This is a genomic window from Peribacillus sp. TH27 (genome assembly GCF_016650915.1).
Taxonomy (GTDB): Bacteria; Bacillota; Bacilli; order Bacillales; family DSM-1321; genus Peribacillus; species Peribacillus butanolivorans.
In genome coordinates this window covers 3,070,837-3,091,743 of sequence record NZ_JAEKEV010000002.1, presented here as the reverse complement: position 1 = coordinate 3,091,743, position 20,907 = coordinate 3,070,837, and the positions used below count along the sequence as shown (strand labels likewise).

At 39.0% G+C, this 20,907-nt stretch carries 20 protein-coding genes; all 20 read left to right on the top strand.

Annotation, left to right across the window (positions count from 1 at the left end; translation table 11 throughout):
* Positions 1–209 precede the first annotated feature (209 nt).
* The 20 genes from JFU24_RS16235 (at position 210) to mfd (ending at position 20,750) form a co-directional block, all read left to right on the top strand.
* A complete protein-coding gene (locus JFU24_RS16235; protein ID WP_242485348.1) occupies positions 210–1,364 on the top strand; it encodes a G5 and 3D domain-containing protein in 1,155 nt (384 codons plus the stop codon).
* A gap of 282 nt (positions 1,365–1,646) precedes the next feature.
* Positions 1,647–2,210: a ribonuclease M5 gene (gene rnmV / locus JFU24_RS16230; protein WP_201188168.1), complete on the top strand. Its 564-nt coding sequence runs from the start codon at positions 1,647–1,649 to the stop codon at positions 2,208–2,210.
* On the top strand, positions 2,203–3,081 hold the full coding sequence (gene rsmA, locus JFU24_RS16225) for a 16S rRNA (adenine(1518)-N(6)/adenine(1519)-N(6))-dimethyltransferase RsmA (protein WP_201187786.1): 879 nt from the start codon (positions 2,203–2,205) through the stop codon (positions 3,079–3,081). Before rnmV ends, rsmA begins: the two co-directional genes overlap by 8 nt.
* Before the next feature lie 210 nt (positions 3,082–3,291).
* A complete protein-coding gene (gene yabG, locus JFU24_RS16220; RefSeq protein WP_201187789.1) occupies positions 3,292–4,170 on the top strand; it encodes a sporulation peptidase YabG in 879 nt (292 codons plus the stop codon).
* A gap of 312 nt (positions 4,171–4,482) precedes the next feature.
* Positions 4,483–4,734 carry a biofilm formation stimulator Veg gene (gene veg / locus JFU24_RS16215; protein ID WP_034316343.1) on the top strand — a complete coding sequence of 84 codons (252 nt, stop codon included), beginning with the start codon at positions 4,483–4,485 and terminating at the stop codon, positions 4,732–4,734.
* Positions 4,735–4,885: 151 nt separating this feature from the next.
* Entirely contained in the window at positions 4,886–5,062 is a 177-nt protein-coding gene (locus JFU24_RS16210) for a small, acid-soluble spore protein, alpha/beta type (protein WP_053349002.1), read from the top strand.
* A 323-nt stretch (positions 5,063–5,385) separates the two neighbouring features.
* Positions 5,386–6,255 (top strand): 4-(cytidine 5'-diphospho)-2-C-methyl-D-erythritol kinase, encoded by an 870-nt coding sequence (gene ispE / locus JFU24_RS16205; protein WP_053349001.1) that lies wholly within the window; start codon positions 5,386–5,388, stop codon positions 6,253–6,255.
* 61 nt (positions 6,256–6,316) lie between these two features.
* Entirely contained in the window at positions 6,317–7,141 is an 825-nt protein-coding gene (gene purR / locus JFU24_RS16200) for a pur operon repressor (RefSeq protein ID WP_053349000.1), read from the top strand.
* A 12-nt stretch (positions 7,142–7,153) separates the two neighbouring features.
* Positions 7,154–7,528: a RidA family protein gene (locus JFU24_RS16195; protein ID WP_053348999.1), complete on the top strand. Its 375-nt coding sequence runs from the start codon at positions 7,154–7,156 to the stop codon at positions 7,526–7,528.
* 199 nt (positions 7,529–7,727) lie between these two features.
* Positions 7,728–8,024, top strand: coding sequence for a septation regulator SpoVG (gene spoVG / locus JFU24_RS16190; protein WP_034316332.1), 297 nt, complete (start codon positions 7,728–7,730; stop codon positions 8,022–8,024).
* 687 nt (positions 8,025–8,711) lie between these two features.
* On the top strand, positions 8,712–10,085 hold the full coding sequence (gene glmU / locus JFU24_RS16185) for a bifunctional UDP-N-acetylglucosamine diphosphorylase/glucosamine-1-phosphate N-acetyltransferase GlmU (RefSeq protein ID WP_201187791.1): 1,374 nt from the start codon (positions 8,712–8,714) through the stop codon (positions 10,083–10,085).
* Positions 10,086–10,100: 15 nt separating this feature from the next.
* Positions 10,101–11,054, top strand: a complete 954-nt coding sequence (locus tag JFU24_RS16180) for a ribose-phosphate diphosphokinase (protein ID WP_053348997.1) — start codon at positions 10,101–10,103, stop codon at positions 11,052–11,054.
* A gap of 338 nt (positions 11,055–11,392) precedes the next feature.
* The gene (locus tag JFU24_RS16175) at positions 11,393–12,373 is read left to right on the top strand and encodes a sulfonate ABC transporter substrate-binding protein (RefSeq protein WP_201250184.1); all 981 of its coding nucleotides are present in this window, start codon (positions 11,393–11,395) and stop codon (positions 12,371–12,373) included.
* A 13-nt stretch (positions 12,374–12,386) separates the two neighbouring features.
* Positions 12,387–13,559 (top strand): FMNH2-dependent alkanesulfonate monooxygenase, encoded by a 1,173-nt coding sequence (gene ssuD / locus JFU24_RS16170; protein WP_201250183.1) that lies wholly within the window; start codon positions 12,387–12,389, stop codon positions 13,557–13,559.
* Complete coding sequence (ssuC, locus tag JFU24_RS16165; protein WP_201187798.1) at positions 13,528–14,307, top strand: aliphatic sulfonate ABC transporter permease SsuC; 780 nt, start codon at positions 13,528–13,530, stop codon at positions 14,305–14,307. The genes ssuD and ssuC overlap by 32 nt, the downstream gene beginning before the upstream one ends.
* A gap of 13 nt (positions 14,308–14,320) precedes the next feature.
* Positions 14,321–15,073, top strand: a complete 753-nt coding sequence (locus tag JFU24_RS16160) for an ATP-binding cassette domain-containing protein (RefSeq protein WP_201187800.1) — start codon at positions 14,321–14,323, stop codon at positions 15,071–15,073.
* A gap of 179 nt (positions 15,074–15,252) precedes the next feature.
* The gene (locus tag JFU24_RS16155; RefSeq protein WP_201222471.1) at positions 15,253–15,891 is read left to right on the top strand and encodes a 50S ribosomal protein L25/general stress protein Ctc; all 639 of its coding nucleotides are present in this window, start codon (positions 15,253–15,255) and stop codon (positions 15,889–15,891) included.
* 262 nt (positions 15,892–16,153) lie between these two features.
* Positions 16,154–16,714, top strand: coding sequence for an aminoacyl-tRNA hydrolase (gene pth, locus JFU24_RS16150; protein ID WP_201187804.1), 561 nt, complete (start codon positions 16,154–16,156; stop codon positions 16,712–16,714).
* Between the two features lie 98 nt (positions 16,715–16,812).
* Positions 16,813–17,043 (top strand): anti-sigma-F factor Fin family protein, encoded by a 231-nt coding sequence (locus JFU24_RS16145; protein WP_056525473.1) that lies wholly within the window; start codon positions 16,813–16,815, stop codon positions 17,041–17,043.
* 170 nt (positions 17,044–17,213) lie between these two features.
* Positions 17,214–20,750, top strand: coding sequence for a transcription-repair coupling factor (mfd, locus tag JFU24_RS16140; RefSeq protein WP_201222469.1), 3,537 nt, complete (start codon positions 17,214–17,216; stop codon positions 20,748–20,750).
* Positions 20,751–20,907: the final 157 nt, after the last annotated feature.

Below are 20,907 nucleotides of genomic sequence, written 5' to 3'. Positions count from 1 at the left end.
TCTCACTCCTATCATAGGCATATTATGTCGAGAATTCGCCCTTTCCTTTTCAATAGAGAATATGCATAATAGGTAGTAATTTCCTGAATGAGAAGTGAATGGGTTGACAGCTTGATAACTATGTCTATATAATCACCGGGAGGAAGGAGGAGTTTTTCATTCTATTAAAAACTATGAAAAACCTTATTCCCAAGCTAGGAAAGAAGAGAATGGTAATTGCAATATGCAGTGCGATTCTTGTTTCTACGGCACTGGGAATACTAATCCATCAAGGAACAAAGCATACTGTTACAATAATGCTGGACGGAAAAAAAGAGGTAGTGCGGACACACGCAGCTACTGTAAATGATATGTTAAAAGATTTAGAGATTACCGTACAAGCTGCGGACTATGTCCACCCTTCAGGAGACAGTAAGGTAGAGGATAATCTAGAAGTTGTCTGGAAGCCTGCTCAAAAAATTACTTTGGTACAAGATGAAGAGACTGAGGAGGTTTGGTCAACAGCCGATACGGTGGAAGAATTTTTAAAGGAACAAGACCTTGAAGTGAATGAGAAGGATAAAATCACACCTTCAAAAAACACGAAGATGGAAGCGAATATGGAAGTTGCCATCGATAAGGCTTTTTCACTAAAATTAGTGGTAGGTGGAAACGAAAAGCAGGTATGGTCAACTTCGACTACTGTCGCTGACTTTTTAAAGCAACAAGGTGTAAAGCTCAATGATTTGGATCGAGTTGAGCCGGGATTAGTCGAAAAAGTTGAAGCTAAGAATACGGTAAACGTTATTCGAATTGAAAAAGTCACCGATGTAGTGGAAGAACCAGTGGACTTTGCTGTCATAACTAAAAAAGATGACTCCTTATCGAAAGGGAAAGAGAATATCGTCAAAGAAGGAAAAGACGGACTCATTTCTAAGGAATATGAAGTTATTAAGGAGAATGGCAAAGAGGTCAAAAGAAAATTACTTTCAGAAAAAGTCGTAAATAAAAAGCAGGATAAGGTTATAACGGTCGGAACAAAAACGACGGTTGCTCAGGCATCACGCGGAGCGAGTAATGTTAATTCTACAAGTGGAAAAGAGATTTATGTTTCATCAACGGCTTATACAGCAAGTTGTAAGGGCTGTTCAGGTGTTACTTCAACGGGTGTGGACCTTAAGAGTAATCCTGATGCCAAAATTATTGCGGTCGATCCAAGTGTAATTCCAATGGGTTCGAAAGTATATGTAGAAGGTTATGGCTATGCAGTAGCTGCTGACAAAGGCGGAGCGATAAAGGGAAATAGGATAGATGTCTTCTTTTCCTCAAAAAATGATGCATATCGCTGGGGTGTAAAGAAAGTAAAGATTCGCGTATTGAACTAATAAGGTTTCTCTCGCAGGAGATAAATTGTCTCCTGTTTTTTGACGTTTTATTTTCCATTTGTTGAAAACCCCAGTGTAAAACTGTTTTAATAAGATAGACGATTCAATAAGTCATAGGGTTTCCACAATAAGCGGTAAAATTATTTTTATTTAGCAATGGTGTCTAGTTCTAGATTCTAACTCATGGGAAAAACGATGACTCAAAAGGTAATTGTCTATCTGAGTAAAGTCCGTTTTAAAGAGCTAATCAAAGTGCTTGCGCTTTTCTGTATGGAGGAAAACATGAAAAAAATCAAAGAAATAATTGTTGTAGAAGGTAAAGATGATACGGTAGCGATAAAAAGGGCTGTTAATGCTGATACAATAGAAACGAATGGTTCTGCGGTGAATGAATCCTGCATTGAGCAGGTAAAGCTTGCACAAGAGACACGAGGAGTTATCATTTTTACAGATCCGGACTTTCCTGGACAAAAAATCAGGAATATAATTTCAGAACAAGTAAAAGGCTGTAAACACGCCTTTTTAACGAAAAAAGAAGCACTTCCTAAGTCTGGGAGAGGGATAGGTGTGGAGCACGCTTCCCCTGAAGCAATTCGTAATGCCTTGAAAGACGCTCAATTAATGGATGAAGAGGCTTCAGAAGAGATTTCACAGCAGGATTTAATAGATGCAGGTTTAATCGGAGGATCAGGTGCCAAAGAGCGAAGGGAAAGACTTGGCTCTATCTTGAAGATTGGTTTTACAAATGGGAAACAGTTATATAAGAGATTAAAAATGTTCCAAATATCAACTGAGGCTTTTTATGAAGCAATTGTACAGATAAATCAGGAGGAAAAACATGAATAAGGATATTGCAACCCCTGTCAGAACGAAAGAAATACTAAAGAAGCACGGATTCTCTTTTAAAAAGAGCTTAGGCCAAAACTTCTTAATTGATACGAATATTTTGAAACGTATTGTCGATCATGCTGAGTTGACCGAGGAAAGCGGCGCCATTGAAATTGGGCCGGGAATAGGCGCCTTGACGGAACAACTAGCGAAAAGTAGCAAAAAAGTCACGGCTTTTGAGATTGATCAGCGTTTGCTGCCGATTTTATCGGATACACTGTCACCTTATAACAATGTGAACATCATTCATGAGGATATTCTAAAAGCGGATGTAAAAAAGGTCATTGAAGAGGAATTCGCTGATATCTCAGACTTGATGGTTGTTGCAAATCTACCTTACTATGTCACAACACCTATTATTTTAAAGCTTTTGTCTGAGAACCTTCCCATAAGAGGCATTGTGTGTATGTTGCAAAAAGAAGTGGCTGATCGAATTGCTGCTAAACCTGGGACAAAGGAATATGGTTCTTTATCCATCGCCATCCAATATTATACCGAAGCAGAAACAGTGATGATTGTGCCGAAAACGGTTTTCATGCCGCAACCTAATGTCGATTCAGCGGTAATACGTCTGACTAAGCGGGTTAAGCCGATTGTTGAAGTACAAGATGAGGATTTCTTATTTATTGTTACCCGTGCTAGTTTCGCGCAACGTCGGAAAACGATTTTAAATAACTTAACAAGTCAACTACCAGATGGGAAATCGAAAAAAGAACTTATCCTTGACGCTCTCGAAGCCTCAGACGTGGATCCAACAAGACGTGGTGAAACACTAAGCATTAAGGAATTTGGCCGCTTGAGTGATGCGTTATTACCGAATTTCAAATAAGGTAAATGTTAGAAAAGTTTTAGTCGGAACGGGTCTACTCCCAGCTTCCGGCTTTTTTTTATCTAAGCATAGCCTTAGGGGAATAGACTTCTTCTTCCAATAGATATATGTAGTCTCCTTTACTTTCACCTTTCAAGAATGGTTCGCATAACTTAAGAATGAAAATAATCTAGGGCGGGCTGAAAATAAGTCTTCTCATGGGGTGAGGCCATGAATATTCAAATAAACGATATTGTTGGTCGGGTTTCTTATAAATGCGACGTGTTGTTTCGAGTAATCGATATCCGTGATATTGATGGAAGACGTGAAGCGATTCTTTATGGGGAAGATATCCGATTGATTGCAGATGCACCTTTTCAAGACTTAATGATAATAAATGATAATGAGAGAAATGTCCGACAAAGGTCCAATGAGGTACTTCAGGAACAATCTTACCGCTTATTAACACAGGACTTAGAGCTGCAGCAACAAAAAAGCGGCTATCTATCCAGTAATGGGTACCGCTATAGTGGCGAATATTTTCAGATACCAGGTAGGGTGCTTCATGTGGACGGTGATGCTTCCTACCTTAGGAAATGCCTGGATTTATATCAGAAATTCGGTATTCCAGTTAACGGTGTCTATTGCAACGAAAAGGAAATGGCCCAGCGAATAGGGGGGTTATTGGACCATTACAGGCCGGATATCCTTGTTGTCACTGGTCATGATGCCTATTCTAAATCAAAAGGACCAATGAGCGATATCAATGCCTATCGTCACTCAAGGGACTTTGTACAGACCGTACGAGAGGCGAGGAAGAAGGTATCTCATTTGGATCAATTGATTATATTTGCAGGAGCTTGTCAATCCCATTTTGAATCCCTTATCCAAGCTGGGGCCAATTTCGCAAGCTCACCTTCACGTGTTAATATACATGCTCTTGATCCAGTATATATTGTCGGGAAGGTAAGCTTTACGCCTTTTATAGAACATATCCATGTATGGGATGTTCTTCGGAATACGTTAACGGGAGAGAAAGGTTTAGGTGGAGTTGAAACAAAAGGGGTGCTGCGGACAGGGCTTCCCTTTAAGCCATTTCAGGAAGAATAAACGAGCTGCATTTTGAAAGAATGCAGCTCGCTTTTATCATGTTAGAATTCGGATATCATAACAAATAATCTGCTTTTTCTAGATGAAAAGAGCCTAGAAGTGGATTTATTTACGAAAATTCGGCATATTTTATAATGAATAGTTCGTTTACATATTTTCTCATTTACCAGGATATAATAAAAATGTTCGCGATTTTGCCGAATTTCAGGTAAAAATATATTGACTACATTTTTAAGTGCTGATATAATTTATTATTTTGTTTGCGTATATTTACAATTTGTGATATACTAAACTTAGTGAGGTGGACCGAAAATGCCAAAAACTCTAGCTGATATTAAAACTGCACTTGATTCAAACCTAGGTAAAAGATTGCTTTTAAAAGCAAACGGTGGAAGAAGAAAGACTGTAGAACGTTTTGGAACTTTGGCGGAAACTTATCCGGCTGTTTTTGTAATTGAGCTCGACCAAGATGAAAATGCGTTTGAAAGAGTATCTTACAGCTATGCGGATGTTTTAACGGAAACCGTGGAACTAACATTTTTAAACAAACAACAAGAGATGTAACTTAGAGGAGGCAGCGAACAATTATGTTTGCTGCTTTTTGTTTTGTGTTAAATATCTAATACTAACTAGTTTAGGATGAAAAAGGGTGTTATGAAATAGCGTATGATGCAAACACTAGGCATGTGACAGCATGTGAAAGGGGTTGTTTCGCTTGAGTAGAAAAAAAGGGATTATGTCAGAAGGTTTTAAAGAGGAATTGGCAAAAGAACTTGGATTTTACGATGTTGTCCAGAAAGAGGGCTGGGGAGGAATTCGAGCTCGGGACGCAGGAAACATGGTAAAACTAGCTGTCGAAAAAGCACAACGTCAATTGGTGGATAAAGAGTAAGACAAACACTAAATGGAATCATGCTGTCCTTATAAACAAGGCCAGACTCTTTCTACAATGTATAGTCATATTCATTTATGCTTACATTGTAGATATGGAGTCTGGTTTTTTTATGCATGGATCAATACAAATCGGCTGCATATTCACACTTTTTGTGGAGTAGGAGCGATCCCTTCTTCCAAGTGTCTATAGGTGACTATTCCCCTCTATAGTTCAATCTCCACTTCAATACATTGAAATTACGATGAAAAAACCTTTAGAATATAAACAAATATGATAAAATAGGACAAGAACTTTTAAGAACGTTAAAGTAGGTGGACATATTGAAGCTTATGGAAAAAGCCCCGGCTAAGATTAATTTGGCTTTGGATGTGCTTTTCAAACGGCCTGATGGGTATCATGAGGTAGAAATGATCATGACGACAGTCGACCTTGCCGATAGAATTGAACTAAAAGAAATAAAGGGAAATCACATTCAGATTCTATCCCATAATCGATTTGTTCCGGATGATCATCGGAATTTAGCTTATCAAGCTGCATTTATCCTAAAGGAACGTTTTGGAATTAATAAAGGTGTTTCTATTACTATAGAGAAAAATATACCTGTAGCAGCAGGACTTGCAGGTGGAAGCAGTGATGCCGCTGCTACATTAAGAGGTTTGAATAGACTGTGGAAGCTTGGTCTTTCTATGGATGAGCTTGCGGAAATTGGAGCTGAGATTGGCTCTGATGTGTCATTTTGTGTGTATGGGGGTACGGCGTTGGCTAGGGGCCGTGGGGAAAAAATCACGCATCTTCCTGCACCGCCAAAATGCTGGGTTATTTTAGCTAAACCGACAATCGGTGTATCGACTGCTGATATTTACAAAAGGCTGCAAATTGCAAAAATGGAACATCCTGATGTCCCTAGTATGATTTCAGCCATTAAGGAAAGCAGCTATCAAGATGTTTGCCAAGGTTTGGGGAATGTACTTGAGCAAGTGACGTTGCAGTTATATCCCGAGGTTGCGAATATTAAAGATCAAATGAAGACATTTGGAGCAGATTCTGTCTTAATGAGCGGAAGCGGTCCGACCGTTTTTGGTTTGGTGGAACATGATTCCCGCATGCAAAGAATTTATAATGGTCTTCGCGGATTTTGTGATCAAGTCTATGCAGTGCGCTTGTTAGGTGATCGAAACGACCTTGAATAGATACGTACATTAATGGTATAGTTGCAATATAATATTCGGAATTTACAAAGGGGGTGTTTCAATGAAATTTCGTCGCAGCGAGAGGCTAGTCGATATGACAAATTATTTATTAGAACATCCAGGGGAACTTGTTTCGCTGACCTACTTTGCTGAAAGGTATAGTTCTGCCAAATCTTCGATAAGTGAGGATTTAACAATCATTAAAGATACCTTTGAACAACGCGGTATAGGGTCTTTAACGACCGTGCCAGGTGCCGCGGGTGGAGTGAAATATATTGTTTCCATCAAGGAAGATGAAGCCAATGCCTTTATAGATGAACTATGCGATACAATCGCTAGTCCTGAAAGGCTACTTCCGGGCGGCTATCTGTATATGACCGACATATTAGGACATCCGCAAACGGTGAATAAGGTTGGCAGAATAATCGCTTCCATGTATGCTAAAAAAAATGTCTCAGTCATCATGACAATGGCAACCAAAGGGATATCATTAGCATACGCAGTGGCAAATTATTTGAATGTTCCTGTTGTCATAGTAAGAAGAAATAATAAAGTAACAGAAGGTTCTACAGTGAGTATTAACTATGTTTCTGGCTCATCAAAGAGAATTCAGACAATGGTGCTCTCAAAAAGAAGTCTGGTAGAGGGTTCGAATGTATTGATTGTTGATGATTTCATGAAAGCTGGAGGTACGATTAATGGTATGGTCAGCTTGCTGGATGAATTTAAGGCTACCGTTGCCGGAATTGCCGTGCTAGTGGAATCCGAACATACAGAAGAATGTCTCGTAGAGGACTATGTTTCATTAATTAAATTGACGCAGGTAGTTGAAAGAGATAAGAAAATAAATGTCAGTCGTGGCAATTATCTTACGAAAAAGAATTAGGGGGAATTTTTCATGAAAACGATACATACGAATGAAGCACCAGCTGCAATTGGTCCATATTCACAAGGCGTGATCGTAGATAAGTTATTTTTCAGTTCAGGTCAAATTCCTCTTACTGCTTCTGGTGAAATGGTAACAGGAGATGTTAAAGAACAAACACATCAAGTGTTTAAAAATCTTCAGGCTGTATTGAAAGAAGCAGGCGCCTCTTTAGAAACAGTCATTAAAGCTACAGTATTTATTAAAAGTATGAACGATTTCAGTTCAATTAATGAGGTATACGGGGAATATTTTTCAAGTCATAAGCCTGCACGCTCTTGTGTAGAGGTTGCACGTCTTCCTAAAGATGCACTAGTGGAAATAGAAGTGGTTGCGCTCGTTAAATAAACGGGCGTTTTTTATTTTGTCTTCTTTTAGGGGGAATTCGTCATGGGCATTTTCCCTGAAATTTAAGGGGGATTTTTATTTTTTTTGAAAACTAGGCTGAATTTTCTAAAAAACTTACAGATAATAGAAGGAGTTCACGTTTTTTTGTTGAATATGTACTTTAAGTTTTAACAACAACAAAAAGGGATGGTGAGCTTAAATGGAAGTAACTGACGTAAGATTACGCCGTGTGAATACGGATGGTCGTATGAGAGCTATCGCATCAATTACACTGGATAATGAATTTGTGGTTCATGATATTCGTGTAATCGACGGAAACAATGGTTTATTTGTAGCAATGCCAAGTAAACGAACTCCAGATGGAGAATTCCGAGATATCGCACATCCAATCAATTCCTCTACACGCGGGAAAATTCAAGAAGCTGTCTTGACAGAATATCATCGATTAGGAGAACTTGAAACTGAATTAGAGGAAGCGGGAGCTGGAGCTTCTTAATCACTCTTAATTTTGAACTTTAAATTTAAAATTCGTGCATCTAGAGCCTACTTCATAAGTAGTGCTCTTTTTTATTGTTTCAAAACAGAATAGTTTTTTTACTTAACAACTTTAATCGCTTTTTGTTCCACTATTGTCTTATTTTGTATTATTTATGTTAATATCTTCAAAAATTTAAATACCCCCTCTTTTTATTTTTTAAACATTTTTGGACACACTAATTTTTTATTATTTTTAGTTAAAAGGCATTTTAACTATTTTGTAAAAATGTTAACGTAACCTGTGAAAGTCTGAATGTGAAATGACTAGGTAACTCGGATTCGGAATGGAAGTTTACAACAGTGGTTGTGCTTCTAAATGATGTTTACATAGGGCAAAATGCAATTGTAGCAATGCTTTAACATAAGGAGTGGAACGTATTAAAAAGGGTGAGGAGATATCATTTGTGTACTTCTAGCCATTAAGGGGATAATGAAAAAATCTCATTTTTGTAGGCAAATAATTAATATTTAAAGGATTTAATAAATACTAAAACATCAAAAATAAAGTTTGCGAGTAGGTAGAAAATTGAACTTTTTCTTGAATTAGCTGTTGACAATAATATGTACTTTTAATTGTTACCTTGAAATGAATCACTATTTGAGATAATATTTTTAGTGGATAAAAAGGTGAAAATGGAGGCCTGTTATGAGTAATCGCTATGCAATAATTTTGGCCGCTGGGCAAGGTACTAGGATGAAATCTAAGCTTTACAAGGTTTTACACCCTGTTTGCGGAAAACCAATGGTACAACATGTTATCGATCAAGTCAATCAACTTCAGATAGAAGATATTGTAACAGTTATCGGCCATGGAGCTGAAAAAGTTCAAGAACAGCTTGGTGATTCTTGCAAGTATGCATTACAAGAGCAGCAATTAGGCACGGCACATGCTGTAATGCAAGCGGGAGACGTTTTATCCGATAAGAGTGGAATTACCCTTGTTATTTGCGGAGATACACCGTTAATCAAAGCAGAGACGATGGAAGCGCTTATAACATTGCATGAGCAAAGCAAGGCGAAAGCAACGATTCTGACAGCATATGCGGATAATCCGGATGGCTATGGAAGAGTTCTTCGCAGTGAGAACGGCCTGGTTGAAAAGATCGTCGAGCATAAGGATGCCTCAGATGAAGAAAGATATGTTAAGGAAATAAATACCGGTACATATTGTTTCGATAATCAGGCATTATTTAGCGCGCTGAAAAAAGTTTCAAATGATAATGTCCAAGGTGAATATTATTTGCCGGATGTTATTGAAATTTTAAAAGAAGAAGGCGAATCGGTGACAGCCTTTCAATCAAGTGATTTTGATGAGACATTGGGTGTAAACGACCGAGTGGCTTTATCGCAGGCTGAGCAAACTCTACGGAGTCGTATCAATGAATCACATATGAGAAATGGTGTAACGATTATCGATCCACTTACAACGTTTATTGAAGCTGATGTGAAAATTGGGCAGGATACGGTTATTTATCCTGGGTCATTGATTAAAGGGAAAAGTATTATCGGGCAGGATTGCCTGATTGGTCCTAATTCGGAGATTAGTGATTGTGAAATTGGTGATGGAACTGAAATTCACCAATCGGTTGTACACGAAAGCAGTATTGGAAGTTTAGTTAAAATCGGTCCTTTTGCACATGTTCGACCTCAATCCGATATTCAGGATTCTGTTAAAATCGGTAATTTTGTCGAAATTAAAAAAACCGTTTTTGGTAAAGGAAGCAAAGCCTCTCATTTGAGTTATATTGGGGATGCAGAGGTTGGAGAGAATGTTAATATTGGCTGCGGATCTATTACCGTGAATTATGACGGTACAAATAAACATTTGACGAAGATTGAAGACGATGTTTTTATAGGCTGTAATTCTAATCTTGTTGCACCTGTAACGATAGGAAAAGGGGCATATGTAGCTGCTGGGTCAACCATCACTCAAGATGTACCGCAGGAAGCTTTATCTGTTGCTCGTGCTCGTCAAGTAAACAAAGAAGATTATGTGAAAAAGTTAAAATTTAATAATTAACCCACGGAGGTCATCATGTCAAATCAGTATTTAGATCCTAATTTAAAAGTATTCTCTTTAAATTCAAACTTTGATTTAGCTCAAGAAATTGCTGCTGCAATCGGTGTTGAACTTGGAAAATGTAGCGTAACAAGTTTCAGTGACGGTGAAGTTCAGATTAATATTGAAGAAAGTATTCGTGGTTGTGACGTTTACGTAATCCAATCAACAAGCCAACCAGTCAATGAAAATTTAATGGAACTTTTAATTATGATCGATGCTCTAAAACGTGCTTCAGCTAAAACAATCAATATAGTAATGCCTTATTACGGTTATGCTCGACAAGACCGTAAAGCACGTGCTCGTGAACCAATTACAGCTAAACTTGTAGCGAATCTTTTAGAAACAGCTGGTGCCCATCGTGTCATCACATTGGATCTACACGCGCCACAAATCCAAGGTTTCTTTGATATTCTAATTGATCACCTTGTTGCAGTTCCAATTTTAGCTGATTTCTTCAAAGAAAAAGATCTAAGTGACATTGTCATCGTTTCTCCGGATCACGGTGGAGTAACGCGTGCCCGTAAAATGGCAGATCGCTTAAAAGCACCGATTGCTATTATCGATAAGCGTCGTCCAAGACCGAATGTGGCTGAAGTCATGAACATCATCGGTAATATTGAAGGTAAAACGGCAATCCTGATTGATGACATCATCGATACAGCAGGTACTATTACACTTGCAGCTAATGCACTTGTAGAGAATGGTGCGAAAGCAGTCTATGCTTGTTGTACACACCCAGTCCTGTCGGGCCCTGCTATCGAACGGATTCAAAATTCAACTATCAAGGAACTGGTCGTAACAAATTCGATTGTTCTATCTGAAGACAAGAAAATCGATAAAATTGTTGGGCTTTCTGTAGCTCCTTTGATTGCGGAAGCAATTATTCGTGTTCATGAAGAACAATCTGTTAGCACATTATTTGATTGATAAAAAATAAAGAAAACATGGTGGGCCTAGTGTCCGCCATGTTTTTTTATATAAAATATTTGAATTATTCCGAAAATAAATTAATTCTTAGTTGACAGGTGTGAATACTGATATTAATATGTATACATATTCAATTTATATTTTATGAATCTAAAGAAAAAACTCTCTTTCTGGTTCTGAGTAAGAAAAAAGCTCACAAATTAAATGGCCGATCGGGCTACCGAAGGCTCCTTTTCACTTACCATCTCACATTAGGCATCTTTTTGACCTATTGTACTTTTGGTGAAGAAAAGGAGCTTTTTATTTTATACAAATCAGTTTTATGAGGGGTGTATAGTATGGAAAAAAAATGCAATGTGTGGATACTGAGTATTCTTAGCATCATTATGCTGGTATTAGGAGCATGTGGGCAGGAAAAAAGCAGTACAAAGAGTGCTAACGCAAAAGAAAGTGATAAGACTATCAGAATCGGCTATCAAAAATTCGGGACATTAAATATTTTAAAATCAAAAGGAGAGCTGGAAACACGTTTAAAAGAAGTGGGTTATACCGTTAAGTGGACTGAATTTCCTGCTGGGCCTCAGCTGCTTGAGGCTTTGAATGTTGGAAGTCTTGATTTTGGGCACACAGGAGAGGCACCACCGATATTTGCACAGGCTGCTAAGGCCCCACTTGTCTATGTGGCTAATCAGCCAGCAAACCCCTCAGGAGAAGCCATAGTCGTGCAAAAGGATTCGCCTATAAAGAGTGTGGAAGATTTAAAAGGCAAGAAAGTAGGCTTGAATAAAGGGTCCAATGTTCATTATTTATTAGTTAAAGCATTAGAGGAGGCGGATCTTACTCTTGACGATATTCAGCCCGTCTACTTGCCACCGGCTGATGCGAGGGCTGCTTTTGAAGGAAATCAGATTGATGCTTGGGTAATATGGGACCCATTTCTATCTGCAGCGGAACTAGAACTTGAAACAAAAACGATTCAGGATGGAGAAGGATTAGTGGCGAATCGAGAATTCTTTTTGGCAACGGATACATTCGCAGAGAATAAAGAAGTCTTGAAAATTATTAAAGAGGAATTGAAAAAAGTAGATAAGTGGATTGAAGAAAACCCAAAGGATGTTGCAGAGTTCTTAGCTCCAGAGATTGGGATGAGTGTTGAGGCATTAGATAAAACATTAAAAAGAAAAGAATATGGACTAGAGGAAATTTCAAAAACGGCTCTGAACGACCAACAAAAAATTGCTGATACATTTTACAATCTTAAATTAATTCCAACCGAAGTAAATGTTTTCGATGCATCAATAGATGTTAAAAAAAATTAAGGGGGAAATAAAAATGAAAGTATTTTGGTTTATTCCATCACATGGAGAAAGTCGTTATTTAGGGTCAACTAAGGGTGGGAGACCTATTACACTTCCTTATTTGAAGCAAATTGCTCAGGCAGTTGACCATCTTGGGTTTGAAGGAGCATTACTTCCAACTGGACGGTCTTGTGAAGATGCCTGGGTAGTGGGATCTTCATTAATATCTGCAACGGAAAGAATGAAATTTTTAGTAGCCATTCGTCCGGGTTTAATGTCACCGACCTTGGCAGCCCGGATGGCTGCGTCCTTTGACCGGCTGTCGGGTGGTCGCCTTCTAATCAATGTAGTAACTGGAGGAGATCCTGTCGAATTGGCTGGTGATGGTGTATTTCTGAACCATACGGATCGTTATAGGTTAACAGATGAATTTTTGGATATTTGGAGAGCGGAAATGTCTGAAGATCAGGTGAATTTTGAAGGGGAGCACTTGAAGGTTGAAGGTGGGAATATTCTGTTGCCTCCGGTACAAAAACCTTACCCTCCACTATACTTTGGAGGTTCATCTGACCCGGCCATTGATATTTCAGGAAAGCATATTGATGTGTATTTAACTTGGGGTGAACCACCAGCACAAGTGGCTGAAAAAATTGAAAAAGTTCGTAAAAAGGCAGCAGAGTACGGCCGCGAAGTTCGATTTGGTATCCGTATGCATGTCATTGTAAGGGAAACAGAAGAAGAGGCTTGGCAGGCAGCAGATGAACTCATTAAATATGTAGATGATGAAATGATCGAAAATTCACAAAAGATTTTCGAGCGGTTTGATTCAGTTGGTCAGAAGAGGATGTCCCAACTTCATAACGGCAGTAGGGATTCCCTTGAAATCAGCCCTAACCTATGGGCAGGTGTAGGTCTTGTGCGTGGTGGCGCCGGTACAGCATTAGTCGGAAGCGCAGAGAACGTTGCTGCACGAATGAAAGAATATGAGGAAATTGGGGTAGAATCCTTTGTTTTATCTGGCTATCCTCATTTAGAAGAAGCATATCGAGTGGCGGAACTGTTATTCCCTATACTCCCTGTTGAACAGCTGCAAGGTCCCGTGTCAAAAGCTACGAGTCCATTTGGAGAAATATTAGCCAACAACCACTACCCTACAAAAGGAAGTGAAAATAAAAATGAAGAAAAAGTTAAACAAAAAGTTCAATAAGTTCCCTTTCATAACGTGGCTTGTACCTGTTTTTCTACTGGTAGCTTGGCAGTTGCTGTCATTGTGGGGCATTCTGTCGGAGCGGATATTACCTGCTCCGACTGAAGTTCTTAAAGCAGGCATTGCTTTATTGAAAACAGGAGAACTTATAGACTATATCGGCATCAGTGCCCAGCGTGCCTTAATCGGCTTTTTGATTGGTGGGATTATTGGTTTTGTACTTGGTATGTTAAATGGGCTTTCAACCATTGCTGAAACATTATTCGATACTTCTCTTCAGATGTTGCGAAACATCCCACATTTAGCCTTGATTCCGCTCGTAATCCTTTGGTTTGGTATTGAGGAAGAAGCGAAAATATTCCTAGTGGCCTTAGGAGTTCTATTCCCGATCTATTTAAATACGTTTCATGGTGTGAAGTCGGTCGATAAAGGTTTAATTGAAGCGGCGAAGGTTTATGGGTTAAGCGGTTTTTCTTTATTCTGGAACGTGATTCTCCCTGCAGCTTTTCCATCCATTTTAGTGGGCATCCGCTTTTCGCTTGGAATTATGTGGGTCACATTAATAGTCGCGGAAACGATATCCGCCAATTCTGGAATTGGGTATATGGCTATGAATGCCAGGGAATTCATGAGAATGGATATCGTTGTACTCAGTATTCTCTTATATGCTTTATTAGGGAAAATATCAGATGTTTTTGCCAAGGTAATAGAAAAAAGATGCTTGAAATGGCATCCATCATACCAATGAGGAGGCCTTTTATATGAAAAGTGGAAGTTCATTGGAGCTGCAGAATATTAGGAAGGATTTTGGAGGTTTTGAAGTTTTAAAGGGAATAAACCTTACTTTTAAAAAAGGGGAATTCGTAGCTATTGTCGGCAAGAGTGGATGCGGGAAAAGTACCTTACTACGTCTTGCGGCAGGCCTGGATGAACCAACGGAAGGGAAGATACTGGTGGATGGCGAGTCATTAAACGGACTGAATCGATCATCCCGCACGATGTTTCAGGATGGGAGGCTTTTCCCTTGGAAAAAAATTCTTCAAAATGTTGGTGTTGGTTTAAAAGGGGATTGGAAGCCAAAAGCTATAGAGCTACTAGAGCAGGTGGGGCTGGCAGACCGAGCATATGAATGGCCATCGGTTCTATCGGGAGGGCAGAGACAAAGGGTTGCCTTAGCTAGGGCATTGGTGAACGAACCTGACATTCTTCTATTGGATGAACCATTAGGGGCGCTGGACGCTTTGACAAGAATCGAGATGCAAAGGTTAATTGAAGAATTATGGAGAAAAAGAGACTTTACTGCCTTACTCGTTACACATGATGTGGAAGAAGCGGTTACGCTGGCTGACCGGGTCATATTAATTGAAGAGGGCAAAGTGGTTATGAATAAGGAAATTAATCTACCGAGGCCACGGAAAAAGGACAATATTCTTTACTCATCCTTGGCTGGCCAAATTCTTAATAGAGTCATGCAAGTTGAGGAGCAGGTAGAAAAAAAGGCGATTCATGCATAAAGTCTGTAATTGAATGAGTGAGGAAAAAAGAATTCCATTCGATACTTTTCTTTGTTTATCATTCGTTTAAGTTCATATTAGAGCTTTCTGTCATTCCTTTCATGTTTAATACACCGCTATTTAGGGAACTGTTAATTATAGTGAACCTGTAATTAATATTTTAGGAAGGCGGAGGATGTATGAGTAATTTATTAGCTGCAAAAGAACGTACGGATTTAAAACACTCTAATTTAAGGAACTTGAGAGAAAGCGGAGAAATCCCTGCTATTGTATATGGTAATCAAAACGGCAATACGGCCATCTCAGTCAATAATATTGAACTTCAAAAAACAATGAAAGAAATAGGACGAAATGGTATTATTTCTCTTGACTTGAATGGAACTGAATTTAAAGTCATGCTCTCTGATTATCAAAAGGATCCGATAAAGAATTTCATTTATCATGCTGACTTTTTAATTGTAGATATGTCTGCTCAATTACAGGCACAAGTACGCATCAACCTTACCGGTGTCTGTAAAGGGGTGAAAGACGGTGGTGTTCTACAGCAGTCTCTTCATGAAGTAACGGTTACGGCTAAGCCTAATGATATTCCCGAATCCATTAATGTTGATGTTACTGAGCTTCAGGTCGGCGATACAATCTACATATCTGACATTCAAACAAATCAGCAAGTTACAATTAACAACGATGGTGAAGAAGTCGTTGCCTCCGTATTGGCGCCTCGTCAGGAAGAGGAAATTAGTACAGGTGAACAGCAAGATGGCGGTATTCCTGAAAATGAAGAAGGCAGGGAGACTAAGGCTTCACCAGAGTCATGATGCCGGGATTAAACAAGTAAGTCATGGTATAATAGGCGTAGCTCTTAATGAGTTACGTCTTTTCTACTTCTGTATGCGTCCGTTTACATCTGGTAAAACTATTGGGAATTGATTTCTTTAAATAGAGTTTATTTCTAATTAGTTCTCCGGTCGCTTGCAGGTAAGCTTGAAATTGAGGTACTATTTTTCTAGGGTCATTCTGATCTTAGAATTTTCGTCCACACGTAACTCCCTAAATATCGGTAATGACGGAGTGTGAATCATGAAAATTATTGTAGGGTTAGGGAACCCAGGTAAACAATATGAAAAAACACGGCATAACGTCGGTTTTGAAGTAATAGATGAGTTATCTAAAAAGTGGTCGATCTCACTCGATCAAGCCAAGCATAAGGGAATCTATGGTGTAGGAATGGTACGGGGAGAAAAGGTTTTATTACTTAAGCCGCTAACCTACATGAATTTATCAGGTGAATCGATTTCGGCTGTTATGCATTTCTTTAAGGTGGAAATAGCGGATGTGGTTATTATATATGATGACCTCGATTTACCGCCAGGAAGAATCCGTCTTCGTCAAAAAGGAAGTGCAGGCGGTCATAATGGAATAAAATCTACAATTTCTCACTTGGGTACACAAGATTTTAACCGAATTAGAATAGGTATCGGTCGCCCAATCGGCCATGTTCCAGTACCTGACTATGTATTGGGGCGTTTCTCCCAAGAAGAATGGAATCATGTAGGGGCTACGATTGAAAAAAGCGCCGCTTCTTGTGAAGCTTGGTTGGAAAAACCATTTATACAGGTCATGAACGAATATAACCAATAAGCTAAGAGTAGATATAAGTAAAGAATAAAATCTTTCGCTGAATAAATCCCCCTTACTTTTGTACATACTAACACTATTACAAAATAGGGGGTTACCAAATGGCTCTCCATTATCGTTGCCGACATTGTGGAACTAAGCTGGGTTCTATCGAGGCACACGCACTGAGTACGGAGCAGTTAGGTTTTAATCAACTTACTGATGAAGAGCGTCAAGAGATGATCGTTTATGATTCTGAGGGAGATATGCATGTGAGGGCGATATGTGAAGATTGTCATGAATCGCTGCAAAGAAACCCTGAATTATATGAAAGCGATTATATTATTCATTAGCGGGAGAGGGCTTTGGACAAAATCCAAAGCATTTTTCCGTTTGTTTTGTTTTAAAGATATGAAGATAGAGAATGAACCAGTTAATAAAGAGAGACCTTGGCTGAATATGCCGGGTTAAAAATACAAGGACTTGAAACGGTTTTCGCACGTTAAGAGAGGAGGGACAGATTGTGAATGGATTGCAAAACTTATTCTCCAAACAAGATGATGTTCATTCGTTAATAGCCGGCATTGATGAGGGACTTAAGGAACAAATAGTATCTGGTCTAACAGGTTCTTCGAGATCACTTCTGCTGGCGGCCGTATATGAAAAGACGAAGAGGCCGATTTTATTAGTAACCCATAATTTATTGCAAGCACAAAAATTCCATGAGGATTTATCCAGTTTTATCCCAGAGGATGAACTATATATTTATCCCGCCAATGAGTTAATTGCTGCTGATTTGAGTGTAGCCAGTCCTGAATTAAGAGCCCAACGTGTAGAGGCATTGAATTTTTGGACGGAGGGAAAGAAAGGGATTGTCATTGCGCCTATTCCTGGGGTTCGCCGTGTGCTTCCTCCAAAGGATATTTGGAAGAGGCATCAGCTTACATTTAAACTAGGTGAAGAAATTGAACTTGACCCAACGCTTAATAAATTTATTGCAATGGGCTATAACCGGGCGGAAATGGTTGCCTCTCCAGGAGAATTCAGCATTCGGGGCGGTATCATCGATATATATCCGATTACGGAACCTAATCCAATGCGAATTGAGTTATTTGATACAGAAATAGATTCCATTAGAACCTTTTCTACGGAAGATCAGCGATCAATTGAGAAGCTCCAAAAAGTGACAATCGGTCCGGTTAGTGAGGCCTTGCTAGAAGAAAGGCACATTGAAAGAATTATATCGAAACTCGAAAGCGGATTAAGTAAAAGTTTGAAAAAGCTTAAAGATGAAAAAACAAAGGAACAATTGGTTCAAACGATCAGCTCTGAACTTGAACAGCTGAAAATGGGGAATAAGCCCGACCAAATCTTTAAATACTTAAGTTTAGCTTATGAGGAACCAGCTAGTTTAATAGACTATTTACCTGTAAATGGCTTAGTTTTCTTAGATGAAATCAGTAGAATCCAGGAAATCAATGATTCTTTGGAAAAGGAAGAGGCAGGATGGTATACCGACCTTTTAAGTCAAGGGCAGATTATCCATGATATTAAATTGGCTCATCCCATGCATGAATTAATTATGAAATCAAACAGGCCGTTTGTGTATCTTTCATTATTTTTAAGGCATGTACCGCATACAAATCCTCAGAATATCCTGAATTTTGCCAGTAAACAAATGCAAAATTTCCACGGACAGATGAACGTGTTTAAAACTGAACTGGAACGTTGGAAAAAAGGAAAGTATACAGTCGTTATACTAGGCCAGGATGATGAACGGGTGAAAAAGCTGCATTCGGTTTTAGAGGATTATGATATTGAAGCGGCAGAGCTTTTTGATGCGAACAGTATTCTTCCGGGGAAAGTACAGATTTTACGCGGCAGCCTTAACAGTGGCTTTGAATTACCTATGCAAAAATTTAGTATTATTACGGAAACGGAATTATTTAATAAGAAATCTAAAAAATCAATTCGCAGGCAGAAACTATCGAATGCGGAACGAATAAAGAGTTATTCCGAACTGAAAATCGGTGACCATGTCGTTCATGTTAACCATGGTATCGGGAAATATTTGGGGATTGAAACGCTAACCATCAATGGAGTTCATAAGGATTATCTACATATCCGGTATCAGGCGGATGACAAGCTGTATGTACCAGTTGACCAAATTGATCTTGTCCAAAAATATGTCGGTTCCGAAGGCAAGGAGCCGAAGCTTTACAAATTAGGCGGGACGGAATGGAAACGTGTTAAAAGCAAGGTTCAATCATCTGTTGAGAATATTGCGGATGATTTAATCAAGCTGTATGCAGAAAGGGAAGCGGCAAAGGGTTATGCCTTTTCACCTGATGGGGATATGCAGAGGGAATTTGAAACATCATTCGCCTATAACGAAACAGAAGATCAACTGCGTTCTATTGTAGAGATTAAAAAAGATATGGAACGTGAAAGGCCAATGGATCGTTTATTATGTGGTGATGTTGGTTATGGGAAGACAGAGGTAGCTATTCGCGCTGCTTTTAAAGCTATTATGGATGGCAAGCAGGTTGCTTTTCTCGTTCCAACCACTATCCTTGCCCAACAGCATTTTGAAACATTGAGAGAGCGTTTTCAGGACTATCCTATTTCGATTGGGCTTATGAGTCGTTTTCGGACGAAAAAGCAGCAAACGGAAACGATAAAGGGATTAAAAGCTGGAACGGTGGATATCGTTGTGGGTACGCACAGAATTTTATCCAAAGATATTGTGTATCGAGACTTAGGCTTGCTTATTATTGATGAAGAACAGCGGTTTGGCGTAACGCATAAGGAAAAAATCAAACGCTTAAAAACCAATGTCGATGTATTGACTTTGACAGCGACGCCAATTCCAAGGACTCTCCATATGTCCATGCTTGGCGTGCGGGATTTGTCTGTCATCGAAACACCTCCAGAGAACCGTTTCCCAATCCAAACGTATGTAATGGAGTATAATGGCTCGCTGGTAACAGAAGCAATTGAGCGAGAATTGGCAAGGGATGGTCAGGTTTATTTTCTCTATAATCGGGTAGAAGATATAGCAAGAAAAGCAGAAGAAATTTCCATGTTGGTGCCAGATGCCCGCGTCACATATGCACATGGGCAAATGTCTGAGCAGGAACTAGAAGCTGTTATGTTTGGATTTTTAGAAGGCGAATACGATGTTTTAGTAAGTACAACTATTATAGAGACCGGTGTGGATATTCCAAATGTCAATACACTTATTGTGAATGAAGCAGATAGAATGGGACTTTCCCAACTTTATCAGCTGCGTGGTCGTGTTGGGCGATCCAATCGGGTAGCATATGCATTCTTTACTTACAGAAAAGATAAAGTTTTGACGGAAGTAGCAGAAAAACGTCTCCAATCCATTAAGGAATTTACAGAATTGGGATCAGGGTTCAAAATTGCGATGCGTGATTTATCCATCAGGGGAGCTGGGAATATACTAGGTGCTCAACAACATGGCTTCATCGATTCAGTCGGTTTTGATTTGTACTCTCAAATGCTGAAAGAAGCTGTAGAGGCGAAACGTAATGATCAACCAGTTGAAGAAAAGTCTTCACTTGAAATTGACGTTGAAGTAGATGCGTATATCCCTGATGCCTACATAGCGGATGGACATCAGAAAATCGAAATGTATAAAAGATTCAGAGGCATTACTTCTCTAGAAGAAGTGGAAGAATTACAAGATGAAATGCTCGATCGATTCGGTGAATATCCTGATGAAGTCGCCTATTTATTTCTAATTGCTGAAATGAAGGTGTATGCTGAAAAAGCTGGAATTGAAAGCATTAAGCAATTGAAGCAGGAAATCAGCATTCTTCTCAGGGAAAAAGTAAGTAGCGGCGTAGATGGACAAAAGGTATTTGAGCTAGGATCAAAGTACGGCCGTATGGTTGGCTTTGGTATGGATGGCAATCGAATGAAGCTTGTTTTACACATTAAAGGTGTAGAACAAAGCAAGTGGTTAGACATCCTCTTTGAGATGGCTAAAGGCTTACAACATGTAAAAAAAGAAATTCAAGCAACAAAAAATTAAAGAAAATGATTGTCTTTTTGAAGTTGTCTGTTTTTAAGATGTTATGGTAAAAAGGTGTATCAAAAAGAAAAATTTTTTCAAAGTGCATAGAACTTACCATTAGAAAAATACTAAGTACAATAGCTGGTGTTGATTTTGCTACGAAAAGAGGATTTAT